This is a genomic window from Agromyces mediolanus, assembly GCF_014648575.1.
In the GTDB taxonomy this organism is placed as follows: domain Bacteria; phylum Actinomycetota; class Actinomycetes; order Actinomycetales; family Microbacteriaceae; genus Agromyces; species Agromyces mediolanus.
The window spans coordinates 218,249-232,576 of record NZ_BMRJ01000001.1; the positions used below are offsets into that span (position 1 = coordinate 218,249).

The window sequence follows — 14,328 nt, forward strand, 5'->3', positions numbered from 1 at the left end:
GGTTACTCCGCCGCGCTCGCCTGCTCGCGCTTCGGCAGCACCCAGCCCGGGCGCGCGAAGTGGCAGGTGTAGCCGTTGGGGATGCGCTCCAGGTAGTCCTGGTGCTCGGGCTCGGCCTCCCAGAAGGGGCCGCTCGGCTCGATCGTCGTGACCGCGTCGCCAGGCCAGAGGCCCGAGGCATCCACGTCGGCGATCGTCTCCCTGGCGACGCGCTCCTGCTCGGGGCTCGTCGGGAAGATGGCCGAGCGGTAGCTCGTGCCGAGGTCGTTGCCCTGGCGGTTCAGGGTCGTCGGGTCGTGGATCTGGAAGAAGAACTCCAGCTGCTCGCGGAAGCTCGTCTTCGCCGGGTCGTAGACGATCTCGATCGCCTCGGCGTGGCCCGGGTGGTTGCGGTACGTCGCGTGGTCGTTCTGCCCGCCCGTGTAGCCGACGCGGGTGCTGATGACGCCGGGGCGGCGGCGGATGAGGTCCTGCATGCCCCAGAAGCAGCCGCCGGCGAGCACCGCGGTCTCGGTGCCGGGGATGGTGGTGATGGCGCCGGTGTCGGTCATGTCCGCTCCTTCGTTCTCGTGGGCTCGCGGTCGCACGGGCCCACAGAGAAGAACGTAGGCGGCGGCCAGGGTGTTCCGCGAGTCCGGCGGTCCCCCGTGACCGCCGGATCACCGGGGGCGGCGGATAGGCTGAGGCGATGGAGCGCAGCATCGCGGTGAACTATCCGGCGGCCATTCCGGTCGGGCACATCGTGGAGCTCACCCGGTTCGCCGACCCCCGCCCCGAGCGCAAGCGCCGCGGCGTCGGCGACTCCCAGGCGTACACGGTGCCCGTGCTGCACGACCTCGACACCGGCATCCGGTACATGAACCACGCGCACGCCTCGATCGGCGGCAACGGCGGCAACAGCTTCGTCGCGAACCGCTACCCCTTCGAGCCGCTCGCCGAGCTCGAAGCGGCCGAGGTGTGGCGCGGACGAGTGCTCGCCTGCACGCTCGTGATGGTCGAAGGGCTCGAGAACCAGCACACGGTGCTCCGGCTCGCCCCGCTCGGGGAGGACGGGCGCTGAGGATGCCGCACGCCGTCGTCGCGGCGATCGGCTTGCGGTCCGTGGCATCCTAGCCAGGTGACCACTTCCCTGCACCGGATCGCGGTGCTCGTGCTCGAGGGCGCGAAGCCCCTCGACGTCGGCATCCCCGCGCAGGTCTTCACGACCCGGGCGAGCATGCCGTACGAGGTGCACGTCTGCGGCGCGGCGCCGGGGCTCGTCACCGGCGGCGACGGGCTCTCGTACCACGTGGCGCACGGTCTCGAGGCGCTCGAGTGGGCCGACACGGTGTTCATCCCCGGCTACCGGCACCCCGACCGCGAGCCGCCGCCCGCCGTCGTCGTCGAGGCGCTGCGCGCCGCGCACGAGCGCGGCGCCCGGCTCGCCGCGATCTCGACGGGGGCGTTCGCGCTCGCCGCGACGGGCCTGCTCGACGGCCGCCGGGCCACGACGCACTGGCACTACACGCAGGCGCTGCGGGCGGGGCATCCGCTCGTCCGGGTGGACGCGAACGTGCTGTTCGTCGACGAGGGCAGCGTGCTCACCTCGGCGGGCGCGGCGAGCGGCATCGACCTGTGCCTGCACCTCGTGCGGCGGGATCTCGGCGTCGGCGTCGCGAACCACGCGGCCCGCCGCCTCGTCGCCGCGCCCTACCGCAGCGGCGGGCAGGCGCAGTACGTGCCGCGGAGCCTCCCCGAGGAGCTCGGGCCGGTCTTCGCCGCGACCCGGCAGTGGGCGCTGGAGCGGCTCGGCGAACCCCTGACGCTCGGCGATCTCGCCCGCAACGCGAACGTGTCGCCGCGCACCTTCTCGCGCCGCTTCGTCGAGGACACCGGCTACACGCCGATGCAGTGGGTGCTGCGGGCGCGCGTGGACGTCGCGCGCGAGCTGCTCGAACGCACCGAGCTCGGGGTGGAGCAGGTGGCCGCGCAGGTGGGCCTGGGAACCGGGGCGAACCTGCGGCTGCACTTCCAGCGCATCCTCGGCACCTCGCCGAGCGGGTACCGGGAGACGTTCGCCCGAGGGGAGTGAGCGGGTGGGCGCGGCCTGGCGCGATCCTTTCGCACACTGGCTTGCGAGCCACTGCTGCGCGGGGCATCCCGCGACGATGCTGGAGGCATGACCACTCGCATCGCCATCAACGGATTCGGCCGGATCGGCCGCAACGTGCTGCGCGCGATCGTCGAGCGCGGCGCCGACTTCGAGGTCGTCGCGATCAACGACCTCACCGCGCCGGCCACGCTCGCGCACCTGCTGAAGTACGACAGCACCCTCGGCCGCTTCGACCGCGAGGTGTCCGTCGAGGGCGAGGCGCTCGTCGTCGACGGCGCCCGCATCCGGGTGCTCGCCGAGCGCGAGCCCGCGAAGCTGCCCTGGGGCGAGCTGGACGTCGAGCTCGTGCTCGAGTCGACCGGCCGCTTCACCTCCGCCGACGCCGCCCGCGCCCACCTCGAGGCCGGCGCGAAGCGCGTGCTCGTCTCGGCGCCCTCCGACGGGGCCGACGCGACGATCGCCTTCGGCGTCAACCACACCGACTACGACCCGGCGTCGCACACGATCGTCTCGAACGCCTCGTGCACGACGAACGCCCTCGCGCCCCTCGCGCACGTGCTCGACGAGCTCGCCGGCATCGAGCACGGCTTCATGACCACCGTGCACGCCTACACGCAGGAGCAGAACCTGCAGGACGGCCCGCACCGCGACCTGCGCCGCGCCCGCGCCGCCGGCGTGAACATCGTGCCGACCTCGACCGGCGCCGCGAAGGCCATCGGCCTCGTGCTGCCCGGCCTCGACGGCAAGCTGCAGGGCGACTCGATCCGGGTGCCCGTGCCCGTCGGCTCCATCGTCGAGCTGAACACGACCGTCGCGAAGGACGTCACCCTCGACGAGGTGCTCGCCGCCTACCGCGCGGCCGCCGAGGGGCCGCTGCGCGGCATCCTCGAGTACACCGAGGACCCGATCGTGTCGAGCGACATCGAGGGCAACCCGCACTCCTCGATCTTCGACTCGGCCCTCACCCGGGTGCACGGCCGCCACGTGAAGGTCGTCGCCTGGTACGACAACGAGTGGGGCTTCTCCAACCGCGTCGTCGACTCGCTCGGGCTGCTCGCCGGCGCCTGAGCCCGCGGGGCGGGGATGACGACCTCGCCCCCACCGGCTTCCCGGGCCGCGCGCGACCTTCCCGCGCGCGCGTCCCGGGCGAGGCCGGATGCGTATCGACCGGTGTGGAGCCCGCTCGGTGCGCGTCCGACTTCGCCGGAGCCGGAGCCGGAGCCGGAGCCGGAGCCGGAGCGCAGAACGGGCCGGATCTCCTCGTGGAGGTCCGGCCCGTTCCGCGCGTGCGGCGCGACTACTCGGTCGTGAACACCGCGTCGTCGTAGTCGAAGCCCGGGGAGATCGTGTACGTGAGCGAGCTCGGGTCGGCCACCGACCAGGCCTCGGTCCACGTGAGCGTCGCGCCCGGCTCGAGCGTCTCGGTCGGCGGCAGGCTGATCTCGCCCTGCGGGCCGTCGAAGTCGAAGATCGAGCTGCCGTACTCGCCGGCCGACACCAGCTCGCCGAAGGCGAAGACGTCGACGGGCGCGCTGGACGTGTTCTTCAGCGTGACGGTGAAGTACACGTTGTCGGGGTACGTGGCCCCCGCGGCCAGCTCGGTCGGCGTGTACGGCGCCGGCGTCGAGACCGTGAGCTCGACGCCGTCGTCGTAGACGAAGGTCTCGCCGAAGCCGCTTACGTCGGCCGGTGGTTCGGAGGGCAGGTACTCCTCCTCGCTCGATTCGGGCCAGGACGGATCCGACACGTACGGGTCGCTGGTCACGAGGCCCGTGAAGAGCGACACGAGCAGCACGACGCCCGCGATGATCCCGCCGAGCACCGACAGGCCCAGGGCGACGAAGCCCGGCCACTTCTGCTGCCCCGACATGAAGAACGACACGATCGAGAGGATGAACGCGATCACGAGCAGCACCACGCCGATGAGCGTCACGAAGGGGATGCAGACGCCGATGACGCCGAGCACGGAGACGCCGAGGGCGACGAGCCCGAGCACGTTCGCCTTCTTCGGGGCGACCGGGGTGTAGCTCCCGTACGGGGCGGGCTGCGCGCCGTAGGGCTGCTGTCCGTACGCCTGCTGACCGTAGGGCTGCTGGCCGTAGGGCTGCTGTCCGTACGCCTGCTGGCCGTATGCCTGCTGGCCGTATGCCTGCTGGGCGCCGTACGGCTGCTGCCCGTAGGCGGGCTGCGCGCCCGGGAACGCCGGATTGGCCTCGACCGGGTACACGGCCGTCGGCTGCGCCCCGGCCGGGGTCGCCTCGACCGGCGGGACCGCCGCCGACTCCGGCGCGCTCGCCTCGGCCGGCTGCGGCGCGATCACCTCGGTCGTCGCAGCGGATGCCTCGGCCGGCGCGGCCTCGGCCGCCTCGGGTGCCGTCTCGGCAGCAGTGCCCGCGGAGTCCGCGGAACCCGCGGAGGACTCGGCGGGCGAGTCGGCGGTGGCGGGCTCGGGCAGCGGGGCGAAGTGCTCGGTCCAGGCTGCGCCGTCCCAGTAGCGAAGACGGCCGGAGCCGTCGTCGTACCAGCCGGCGGGCGCGGTGTTCGGGTCGGTCATGCTCCGATCGTGGCAGAAAGGCCGCGTGTCCCGCATCCTGGGGGTGCCGGAGCGTCATCCGACGACGCCTCGAGCGGGGCCGCGAAGAACGCCAGCTCGAACTCCGCCGAGCGGCGGAACGCCCGACGCATCCGTTCCCGCACCTCCGGGGTCGCGGCCGCCGCGACCCCGGTGACGAGCTCGATCGCCCGCCGCGTCGACACGGCGAACGACGGCTCCGCGTACATCGCGAGCCAATCCGCGTAGGGGTGCTCCGGCGAGCCGGGCTCCGGGCCGAACGCCCCGGCGAGCAGCCGACGGCCGAGGTCGTCGTAGATCCAGTAGCAGGGCAGCACCGCCGCGACGAGCTCGGGGTAGCCGCCGCGCGCCCCGCTCGCGAGCAGGTGATCGAGGTAGCCGAGGTTGACGGCGTTCGGCTCGACCAGCGTGGGCGCGGTGCCCGGCCCTCCGGCCAGATCCCGCTCGTGCCGGGCGAGCTCGCCAGTCAGGCACTCGCGGGAGCCGGCGGCCCAGAACGCCTGGGCCGAGGCATCCGGGGCGAGCCGTGCCGCCTCGGCGAGCGCGCGGGCGTACTCGCGCAGGTAGTGGGCGTCCTGCGCGAGGTACTCGCCGAACGCGGCGCGCGGCAGGCTGCCGTCGGCGAGGCGGCGGATGAACGGCAGCTCGTCGATCGACCGGCGCAGCTCGGCGATGCCGGCCCACCACTCGGTCTCGAGCTCGGCGGGCGTGGGTGCGGTGTCGAGGCCACCGCGGGACCAGAGCCCGGCGAAGTGGTGCACCGGGCCGTGCCCGCCGCCCACCGCCACCGACTCCCCGTGCCGCAGGGACTCGCGCAGCCATCGTCGCGCCTCGGCGACGGCGGGCTCCCAGGCCCCGTGGCGCGCGCGCAGCGTCGCGATCGCCGAGGAGAGCGAGCAGCCGGTGCCGTGCGTCGCGCGCGTCGCGATGCGCTCGCCGGAGAACTCGACGATCTCCGCGAGCGCCGCGCCCGCCCGGGCGTCGACGAGCGCGTCGGGGGCATCGGCGCCGCCGAGGTGGCCGCCCTTCGCGAGCACGAGCACCCCGGTCCGGGCGGACAGCGCGGTCGCCTGCTCCAGGGCGCTCGGCCAATCGGCGGCGGGGCCGTCGGCGCCCGCGAGCACGGCGAGCTCTGCGAGGTTGGGCGTCACGAGGTCGGCGAGCGGCAGCAGCTCGCGCAGGGCGGCCTCCGCCTCGGGGTCGAGCAGGCGGTCGCCGCTCGTCGAGACCATTACGGGATCGAGCACGACGAGGGGCGGGCGCACCCGGTCGAGCCACTCCGCGACGGTGCGGATGAGCTCCGCGTTCGCGAGCATGCCGAGCTTGACGGCGTCGACGTCGATGTCGTCGGAGAGCGCGTCGAGCTGGGCCAGCAGCGAGGCGGCGGGCGGCACGTGCACGCTGCGCACCCCACGGGTGTTCTGCGCGGTGAGCGCCGTGATCGCGGCCATCCCGTAGCCGCCGACGGCCGCGATCGACTTCAGATCGGCCTGGATGCCGGCGCCGCCGGACGGGTCGCTCCCCGCGATGCTCAGTACGCGCGGCGGGCTCGGCCGCCGGACGTCGTGCGGCCCGTGCGCGGCGTGCGGCGTCGCCCCGTCGCGCCACGCGGCGGCGAAGTCGGCCGCGGCCCGTCGAGCGTCGGGCGCCGCGCAGATCGCCGACACGATTGCGAGCCCGGCCGCGCCGACGGCCCGGAGCGGTGCGGCATCCTCTACACGGACGCCGCCGATCGCGACGCAGGGCACCGGCGCGCCCGCGGCATCCCGCGCCGCTGCCTGCAGGCCCGCGAAGCCCGCGATGCCGAGGGCCGGGGGATGGTCCGGCTTCGTCGAGGTCGGGCGCAGCACGCCCACGCCGAGGTAGTCCACCGTGCCCGCGGGCAGGGCGGCGACCGCGGCGAGATGCGCAGGCGTGTTCGCGGTGAGCCCGACGATCGCGTCCGGGCCGAGCTCGGCCCGCGCGCGCAGCACGGCCGCGTCGCCCTGCCCGAGGTGCACGCCGTCGACGCGGAGCCCCGCGGCGCGCGCCCGCAGCACGAGCTCGAGCCGGTCGTTCACGACGAGCGGCACCCGGCCCGCGATCGCCTCGTCGAGCCGGCCGAGCAGGGCGAGCAGCTCCTCGTCGCTCGCGTGCTTGTCGCGCAGCTGCACGATCGTCGCCCCTCCCGCGACGGCCGCCTCGACGGTCGCAGCGACCCCGCGCTCGCCGCAGAGCGCGGCGTCGGTCACGAGGTACAGCGAGAGGTCGAGGGCGCGCCGGGCGCTCACGCGGCGGCCCCGAGCAGCGCGCCCGTCGAGACGCGGGCGAGCGCGCGGAGCTCGGATGCCTCGACCGCGGCGAGCGCGTCGAGGAACCGCACGGCGAAGCTGCCCGGACCGGCAGCGCCGTCGGCGGCGCGCTCGGCGGCGACCGTGTACGCGAGGTGCGCGGCGACGACGGCCTCGAGGGCGCCGGTCGCGGTCCCGCGCGCGGCACCGAGGAACGCCGCGACGACGGCGCCGAGGGCGCAGCCGCCGCCCGTGACGCGGGTGAGGAGCGCGTCGCCGTTCGCGAGGCGTACGGTCGTCGTCCCGTCGGTCAGGAGGTCCACCGGGCCCGAGACGGCGACGACGGCGCCCGTGCGGCGGGCCAGCGCCGCGGCCGGCCCGGCCGCGGCATCCGTCTCGTCGGCGGCGTCGACGCCGCGTCCGCCCGCGCCGACTCCGGCGAGGGCGAGGATCTCGGAGGCGTTGCCGCGGATCGCGGCCGGGCGCAGCTCGGCGAGGTCGTGCGCGAGCTCCGTGCGGATCGGCAGCGCGCCGATCGCCACCGGGTCGAGCACCCAGGGGGTGCCGGCCTGGCGGGCGGCGGCGACCGCCTCCCGCGCGGCGGCGCGCTGCTCGGGCTGCGGCGTGCCGAGGTTCACGAGCAGGCCGCTCGCGACCGTCGCGAACGGCCCGGCTTCGCCGACGAGGTCGACCATGGCCGGGGCCGCGCCGATCGCGAGCAGGGCGTTCGCCGTGAAGTTCGTGACGACGGCGTTCGTGATGCAGTGCACCAGCGGCGTCGTCGATCGCACGAGGTCGAGCAGCTCGCCGCTCGTGTCGATGAGGTGGGCAGGGTCGATGGCGGCGTGCGTCTGCATCGCGACATCCCTTCGCTAGTCCGAACTAGATCAGGTTCGACGGGTGTGTTCTCAGCCGCGGTCGTGCGGCACCCCGTGTCACTGTGGGCGAGCCTACCCCGGCTCCGCGAAGACGTCACTTCCTGGTTCCCTGAGCCGGTCGAAGGGAGGCGATGCGCGCGGACGCGCTTCGACGAGCTCAGCGAACGAGGTGGTTCCCTGAGCCGGTCGAAGGGGAGGCGATGCGCGCGGACGCGCTTCGACGAGCTCAGCGGACCAGGTGGTTCCCTGAGCCGGTCGAAGGGGAGGCGATGCGCCCGGACGCGCTTCGACGAGCTCAGCGGACCAGGTGGTTCCCTGAGCCGGTCGAAGGGAGGCGATGCGCCCGGACGCGCTTCGACGAGCTCAGCGAACCGGGGTTCACTGAGCTCGTCGAAAGGAGAGCGACGTGCGCCGGGGGGATCAGCGGACCAGGCCCGCCCGGTCCCTGCGGCGGCGCGCGATGAGGAACGTCGCGACGCCCGCCGCGAGCAGTCCGAGGGCCGACCAGCCGAGCACGTCGACGAGCCCGGTGCCGGTCGAGGCGAGCCCCGAGGCATCCGCCCCGGCCGGCACCGAGCCGCTCCCGTCGCCGCCGGTGCCCGCACCGCTCCCGCCACCGGTGCCGCCGCCGGTGCCCGCCGCGGCGATCGTGACGGGTGCCGAGGCGACCGTGACGCCGTTGATCAGCACCACGACGGTGTGCGCACCCGCCGGGGTCGACGCCGGGATCGTCGCGGCGAGACGGAACGCCCCGCTCGCGTCGGTCGAGACGGTGCCGAGCTGCTGCGGCTCCGAGTGCAGCTCGACCGAGAAGCCCGCGGTGCCGGTCGCGAGGCCGGAGCCCACGACGGACACGGTGCCGCCCGGGCGCAGCTGCCCGGTGACGGCGACGGTGCCCTTCACCGTCGTCGGGTCGGTGGGCTCGGGGTCGACCGGGCCCGGGCCGCCGGTGCCGTCGCCCGTGCCGACCTTCGCGAAGAACGCGTCGAGCTGGGCGATCGCCTCGTCGGCGAAGGCGAGCTGCTCGGCGAGCTTCACCGGGTCGGGCGAGGTGGCGAAGCGGCCCTCGCGGTCGTTCACGTACCACCACTCGGTCATGTACTCCTTGAAGCTGCCGTCGCCGTTGTCGCGGATCCACTCCCGCACGACCGGGGCGACCTGCCCGTCGACCGTGCGCCCGCGCTGGTACTCGAATACGTACGGGACCTGGAGCTTCTTCGCGGTGACGAGCCCCGCGGCGGCGTCGCCGCCCGGACGGTAGTCGACCTGCCCGCTCACTCCGGGCACGTACTGCGTCTTGAGGTTCGGCAGGTACGTGGTCACGAGGTCGCCGTAGAGGTGCGCGTACTCCGAGTTCGTGTCGCGGATGTGCAGGTCGTTCGCCGAGGCCCCGTCGAGTCGCAGGTCGAAGAAGTAGACCCGCTCGACCCCGTTCACGACGGCCTGGCGGTTGACGTCCTTCACGACGGCGCGGGTGTTGTGGCACCACGTCCCGCCGAAGAACAGCACGTAGTCGCCGTCGCTGTCGAGCAGGTGCACGAGCTCCGGGTAGGTGATGTTCTGGATGCGCCAGTCGGCGTCGGCCTCGTCGATGATCGTGTTCGGGCCGTAGGCCTCGCCGCCGCGGTACTGGGCGAGGTGCTTCGCGTCGACGACGTCGTCGTAGAACGCGAACTGGCTGAGCGCGTCGATCGCGCTCCCGTCGCCGATCACCGCCGCGACCTCCGCCTGGTACGCGGCGCGTGCCGAGGGGTCGGCGAGCGCGCCGGCCGCCACAGGGGCGGTGAGCGCGCTCACGATGCGGTCCTCGGCGCCGCCGTCGGTGTGCGCGCGGTCGTAGACGAAGAAGTACGGGTCGGCGGCCCCGCCGAACGGCGTCTGCACGTCCTTCCCGAGGTACTGCGACACGAGCCGGGACCAGAGCGGGGCGACGTCCGGGTTCGTCGTGGTGCGCACGTCGAGCGCGTCGCCGTCGAGCCTCGGGTCGAAGGCGTAGACGCGCTCGACGCCGGCCGCCTTCGCCGCTGCGTCGATGGAGGCGATCGTCTCCGTGGTGCGGGCGTCGCCGGGGCCGCCGATGAGGAACGCGAAGCGGCCGGGCTGGTTCAGCAGCCACTCGAAGCGCTCGAAGGTCACCGTCTCGATGGGGGTGTCCTCGAGCCCGTAGGTGTCGGCGAGGTAGTCGACGGTGTCGATCGCGGCGCCGCCGCTCGCCGGGGCCGCGGCGGCGGGAGCGGCGACGACGGCCGTGCTGACGAGGCCGGCTCCCGCGAGGGCGATGGTCGCGGCGACGGCCGCGAGACGCGGTCGTCGTCGGCTGTGCTGGAGCATTGGGAGGTCCTTTCGTGGGGGTGGGATGCGGAGTGGAGCGGGCGGGTCAGCGGGCGGCGTCGGCGGGGCCGTCGGAAGCGGATGCCTCGGCGCGCTCGGGCCCGGCGGCGTTCGTCGATGCGGCGCTCGTCGCGGCAGCGGGCCGCGAGCGCAGCCTGCGGACGAGGAGGGCGAGGGCGCCGACGCCGACGAGCACGACCAGGAGGCCGGCCCCGGCGAGCCAGCCCGGGACCCCGTCGCTCGTGTTCGCCGTCGCCGTGGCCTTCGCGGTCGCCGTCGCCGCGGCCGGCTCCTCGATGACGACGGGCTTCGAGCTCGCCGAGGCGGTGCCCGACCCGATCGCGTTCACAGCCACGACGGTCGCGGTGTACTTGCCGGGGGCGAGCTTCGCAAAGGTGTAGCTCGTCTCGGTCCCGGTGAGGGGGATCGCGGTCCCGCCGTTCAGGGAGATCCGGTACCCGGTGAGCGGCGAGCCGCCGTCGGCCGGCGCCGTCCAACTGACCGTGAGCGAGGTGCCCTTCGCGGCGAGCTTCGGGGCGGCCGGGGCCACGGGGGCCGTGGCGACCACGGCGGCGGGCTGCTGCGCGCCGCCGTCCACCGGGGCGACGCCGTCGCCGCTGCCCTCGCTGGAGGTCTCACCGGACGATCCGCCCGAGCTGCCGCCCGACGAACCGCCCGAGGGCGCCGGCGCGGCCGGCGCCGGCTGCTGGGGCTGGGGCTGCGGCTCCGGCTTCGGCGCCGGGCCGCTGCCGCCGCCGGAGATCGCGGGCGGCGGGTCCTCCTGGGTGCTGTCGTACGGGTAGCCGCCGAGCCCCTCGCAGGCGGTCAGGTCGAAGTTGATGGAGCACAGGTCGCAGACGTCTCCCGCGGCGTTCGCGGGCGAGGCCCACACCAGCAGGAACGTGGGCACCGAGATCGCGAGCGCGATCGCGGCGGCGAGGCTGCGGAGCCGGCTGGGGCGGCGGCGGTGGGTCATCGGGCGAGTCCTTCGGAGGTCGGGCCGTCGAGGCGGCGGGTGGATGCGGCGGACGCCGCTGCGGTGGCGGGGTCGGCGGCCGTGTCCCGGTCGCCGTCGTCGGCGACCTCGCGGCGGCCCGCGAAGACCTCGTCGTCGAGGGCACCGGCCCGGCGGGCGACGATCGCCGAGGCCGTCGCGGCCGCGGTGACGTTCGCCATCGTGCTGGCGGTGCCGGCCACGGCGCTGATCGGGATGAGGAGCACGAGCACCTCGATCGGCAGTCCCACCGCGGTGAGCACGGCCGTCGCGGTGATGATCGCGGTGCCGGGCACGCCGGCGGTGCCGAGCGACACGAGGAGCCCGAGCACGACGAGCACGACGTAGTCGAGCGGCGTGTACTGGATGCCGAGCGCGTGCACGCTGAACACCGCGACGAGCGTCGGCCAGATGCCCGCGCATCCCGGCATCCCGATCGTCGTCCCGATGGGCGCGGTGAAGCCGGCGACCTCCGGCGAGACGCCCACCCGGCGGGTGAGGGTCGCGATCGTCAGCGGCAGGGTGCCGATGCTCGACTGCGTGGTGAACGCGGTGTACTGGGGCGGCGTGATCAGCCGGAAGAAGCGGAACGGGTTGAGGTCGGCGAACACGCGCACGAGCACGCCGTTCACGAGGTACGCGTCCACGAAGCAGGCGACGAGCGCGACCACGAGCACGCCGAGGAGCGAGGCGGCGGTCTCGAGGCGGGCGACCGCGGTCGAGGTGGTCGAGGCGACGAGCGCGAGCACCGCGTACGGGGTGAGCGCGATGATGAAGCCCACCGCCTTGAAGAACACGCGGCGCGAGGCATCCACGACGTCCTTGAAGGCCCGCACCTTCTCCGGCTTGCGGTCCGCGACGAGCAGGTAGGAGACGGCGATCAGGATGGTGAACAGGATGAGGCCGATGAGGTTGTTCGCGCCGAGATCGTTCGAGAGGTTCGAGGGGAAGAGTCCGACGATGACCTGGTCGAGGGGGCGGAGCAGGCCCGTGAGCGAGCCGCCGTCCACCCCGGAGAGCTCGAGCTGCGCCCCGCGGCCGACCCCCGTCGCGAGCGCGAGCCCGAGGGTGAGCAGGATCGCCAGCAGGTTCGTGAGCAGCAGCCAGAACACCGAGCTGAGCCCGATCGTGCGCAGCTTCGCGATGCTGCCGAGCGAGGTCACGCTCGACAGCACCGACACGATGATGAGCGGGGCCACGAAGGCCGTGATGACGTTGATGTAGATCGTGCCGATCACGTCGACGTACGCGAGGTGGCCCTGGAACAGCAGCCCGGCCGCGACCCCGACGACGAGCGCGACGACCGTCAGCAGGGTGAAGCCCGCCCCGCGCCGGCGCAGCAGGAACAGGCCGGCGAAGAGCGCGGCGACGACGCCCGTGGCGGCGAGCGCGAGCCAGTCGGGTTCAGCCATGACGGCGCCCCGATCGGAGGGTGGGAGCGGTGCGGAACTGGTGCATGACCAGCGACGCTATGGCCACCGGCGGATGCCTCGCGCCGGCGAGTCGCCCGGAGTACGCAGGTTACGGCGAAGGTATGCCGATGACGGGATATGACGGCCGGCGCACCGCCACGGTGTCGTCGGATGACGCCGTATTGCGGTGTGCGGCAAGGTTCCCTGAGCTTGTCGAAGGGAACGGGGCCCTGGTTCCCTGAGCTTGTCGAAGGGAACGGCGCCCTGGTTCCCTGAGCTTGTCGAAGGGAACGGCGCCGCGCTTCGACGGGCTCAGCGGGCCACTCTTGGTTCCCTGAGCTTGTCGAAGGGATCGGCGCCGCGCTTCGACAGGCTCAGCGGGCCACTCTTGGTTCCCTGAGCTTGTCGAAGGGATCGGCGCCGCGCTTCGACAGGCTCAGCGGACCACTCTTGGTTCCCTGAGCTTGTCGAAGGGAACGGCGCCGCGCTTCGACAGGCTCAGCGCACCAGCAGCGAACCAGCGGCTCAGCGCGCGAGATGGGTCGGCACACCGCCCACGAGGGTCGCTGCGACCGTGATCCCGGCGAGGGCGTCGGGCTCGATCACGAGCGGGTCGGCGTCGAGCAGCACGAGGTCGGCCGGGTCGCCCGGCCCCGGGCGCAGCGGGCCGCGCATCGAGGCGGCGAGGGCGAGCTCGACGGGGAGCCGCTCCTCCGGCGACCACGGCGGCTCGCCGGGGCGGCCGCGCAGCACCGCCGCCTGCACGGCGAGCCACGGATCGAGGGGCGCGACCGGGGCATCCGAGCCGAGCACGAGCCGGCCCCCTGCCCGGTGCAGCGAGGCGAAGCGGTAGGCGCGGTGCTCGCGGCCCGCCCAGAGCCGGCCGGCGTTCTCGCGGTCGTCGAGGAGGTGCGCGGGCTGCACGCTCGCGGTGACGCCGAGGCGGGCGAAGCGCTCGAGGTCGGCGTCGGCGAGCAGTTGGGCGTGCTCGATCCGCCCGGTGGTGCCGGTGCGCTCGAAGGCGTCGAGCACCTCGGTGTTCGCCCGGTCGCCGATCGCGTGCACGGCGAGGTCGAGTCCGGCCGTGCTCGCGCGGCGGAGCAGCGCCTCGAGCTCGGCCGCGGGCCACAGGGCGCGGCCGTGCCCGCCGTCGGGGTACGGCTCGCAGCACCAGGCGGTGGCGGTGCCGAGCGAGCCGTCGGTGATGACCTTCAGCGGACCGACCGTGATCCGCCCGGCCGAACCGATCGGGTCGCCGCTGCGCAGGCCGAGCGTGATCGCCCGTTCGAGTTCGTGCGGGTAGATCGCCGTCTCGACGCGGAGGGAGCGGAATCCGGATGCCTCGCGCCGCGCCCAGTCCGAGACGCCCCAGCGCATCTCGAAGTCGACGACGCCGACGACGCCGCGGCGGGCGGCCGCGGTGCCGGCGTCGACGACCCGGCCGTCGAGCTCCGCGTCGCTGCCGGAGTCGAGCTGGCGCAGGAGGGCGAAGCAGGCGTCCTCGACGAGGTGTCCGTCGCCCGTGACGGGCAGGCCGTGCCGGCGGAGGGCCGCGGAGTTCAGCCAGGCGCCGTGCAGATCGGCGGTGATCAGCACGACCGGGGTCGAGCCGGCGGCCTCGTCGAGGAGCTGCCGCGACATCCGCCCGGTCCAGTCGTCGCCGCGGGCGCGCATCGCGACGATCCCGTCCGTCGCGCTGCGGGCGTCGGTGTCGGCGGCCGCCGCCGACACCCGGTCGAGGGCGCGCCGCGCGTCGGCGAGCTCGCCGAGGTCGAGGAA

General features: G+C 74.2%; 11 protein-coding genes and 1 riboswitch. Of the genes, 3 read left to right on the plus strand and 8 right to left on the minus strand.

The window, feature by feature from the left end:
* Positions 1 to 2: 2 nt before the first annotated feature.
* Positions 3 to 551: a peptide-methionine (S)-S-oxide reductase MsrA gene (gene msrA / locus IEY71_RS00995; RefSeq protein ID WP_189083455.1), complete on the minus strand. Its 549-nt coding sequence runs from the start codon at positions 549 to 551 to the stop codon at positions 3 to 5.
* 137 nt (positions 552 to 688) lie between these two features.
* Between msrA and IEY71_RS01000 the strand changes: the two genes are divergently transcribed.
* From IEY71_RS01000 to gap, 3 genes are all read left to right on the plus strand, one after another.
* Positions 689 to 1,060, plus strand: a complete 372-nt coding sequence (locus IEY71_RS01000) for a hypothetical protein (RefSeq protein WP_189083456.1) — start codon at positions 689 to 691, stop codon at positions 1,058 to 1,060.
* A gap of 69 nt (positions 1,061 to 1,129) precedes the next feature.
* On the plus strand, positions 1,130 to 2,071 hold the full coding sequence (locus tag IEY71_RS01005) for a GlxA family transcriptional regulator (RefSeq protein WP_416358608.1): 942 nt from the start codon (positions 1,130 to 1,132) through the stop codon (positions 2,069 to 2,071).
* Positions 2,072 to 2,158: 87 nt separating this feature from the next.
* Positions 2,159 to 3,160 (plus strand): type I glyceraldehyde-3-phosphate dehydrogenase, encoded by a 1,002-nt coding sequence (gene gap, locus IEY71_RS01010; protein WP_189083458.1) that lies wholly within the window; start codon positions 2,159 to 2,161, stop codon positions 3,158 to 3,160.
* Between the two features lie 229 nt (positions 3,161 to 3,389).
* On the opposite strand, the gene IEY71_RS18495 is transcribed toward gap, so the two are convergent.
* From IEY71_RS18495 to IEY71_RS01045, 7 genes are all read right to left on the minus strand, one after another.
* Entirely contained in the window at positions 3,390 to 4,646 is a 1,257-nt protein-coding gene (locus IEY71_RS18495) for a DUF2510 domain-containing protein (RefSeq protein WP_189083459.1), read from the minus strand.
* Positions 4,643 to 6,934: a bifunctional hydroxymethylpyrimidine kinase/phosphomethylpyrimidine kinase gene (locus IEY71_RS01020; RefSeq protein ID WP_229781476.1), complete on the minus strand. Its 2,292-nt coding sequence runs from the start codon at positions 6,932 to 6,934 to the stop codon at positions 4,643 to 4,645. Before IEY71_RS01020 ends, IEY71_RS18495 begins: the two co-directional genes overlap by 4 nt.
* Positions 6,931 to 7,791 carry a hydroxyethylthiazole kinase gene (thiM, locus tag IEY71_RS01025; protein WP_189083460.1) on the minus strand — a complete coding sequence of 287 codons (861 nt, stop codon included), beginning with the start codon at positions 7,789 to 7,791 and terminating at the stop codon, positions 6,931 to 6,933. The genes IEY71_RS01020 and thiM overlap by 4 nt, the downstream gene beginning before the upstream one ends.
* Positions 7,782 to 7,877, minus strand: a riboswitch (TPP riboswitch). Its footprint overlaps the gene before it by 10 nt.
* A gap of 355 nt (positions 7,878 to 8,232) precedes the next feature.
* Positions 8,233 to 10,143, minus strand: coding sequence for a hypothetical protein (locus tag IEY71_RS01030; protein ID WP_189083461.1), 1,911 nt, complete (start codon positions 10,141 to 10,143; stop codon positions 8,233 to 8,235).
* 46 nt (positions 10,144 to 10,189) lie between these two features.
* The gene (locus IEY71_RS01035; protein ID WP_189083462.1) at positions 10,190 to 11,119 is read right to left on the minus strand and encodes a fibronectin type III domain-containing protein; all 930 of its coding nucleotides are present in this window, start codon (positions 11,117 to 11,119) and stop codon (positions 10,190 to 10,192) included.
* Entirely contained in the window at positions 11,116 to 12,549 is a 1,434-nt protein-coding gene (locus tag IEY71_RS01040; protein ID WP_189083463.1) for a dicarboxylate/amino acid:cation symporter, read from the minus strand. Before IEY71_RS01040 ends, IEY71_RS01035 begins: the two co-directional genes overlap by 4 nt.
* A gap of 525 nt (positions 12,550 to 13,074) precedes the next feature.
* Positions 13,075 to 14,328: amidohydrolase (locus tag IEY71_RS01045; RefSeq protein ID WP_189083464.1), on the minus strand; the 1,254-nt coding region annotated here is incomplete at its 5' end.

What these genes read in the sequence shown, in the direction of transcription:
- thiM (WP_189083460.1), bottom strand. Translation starts at nt 7,791, where the DNA reads ATGCAGACGCACGCCGCCATCGACCCTGCCCACCTCATCGACACGAGC.
- IEY71_RS01035 (WP_189083462.1), bottom strand. Translation starts at nt 11,119, where the DNA reads ATGACCCACCGCCGCCGCCCCAGCCGGCTCCGCAGCCTCGCCGCCGCG.
- gap (WP_189083458.1), top strand. Translation starts at nt 2,159, where the DNA reads ATGACCACTCGCATCGCCATCAACGGATTCGGCCGGATCGGCCGCAAC.
- IEY71_RS01000 (WP_189083456.1), top strand. Translation starts at nt 689, where the DNA reads ATGGAGCGCAGCATCGCGGTGAACTATCCGGCGGCCATTCCGGTCGGG.
- IEY71_RS01040 (WP_189083463.1), bottom strand. Translation starts at nt 12,549, where the DNA reads ATGGCTGAACCCGACTGGCTCGCGCTCGCCGCCACGGGCGTCGTCGCC.
- IEY71_RS18495 (WP_189083459.1), bottom strand. Translation starts at nt 4,646, where the DNA reads ATGACCGACCCGAACACCGCGCCCGCCGGCTGGTACGACGACGGCTCC.
- msrA (WP_189083455.1), bottom strand. Translation starts at nt 551, where the DNA reads ATGACCGACACCGGCGCCATCACCACCATCCCCGGCACCGAGACCGCG.
- IEY71_RS01030 (WP_189083461.1), bottom strand. Translation starts at nt 10,143, where the DNA reads ATGCTCCAGCACAGCCGACGACGACCGCGTCTCGCGGCCGTCGCCGCG.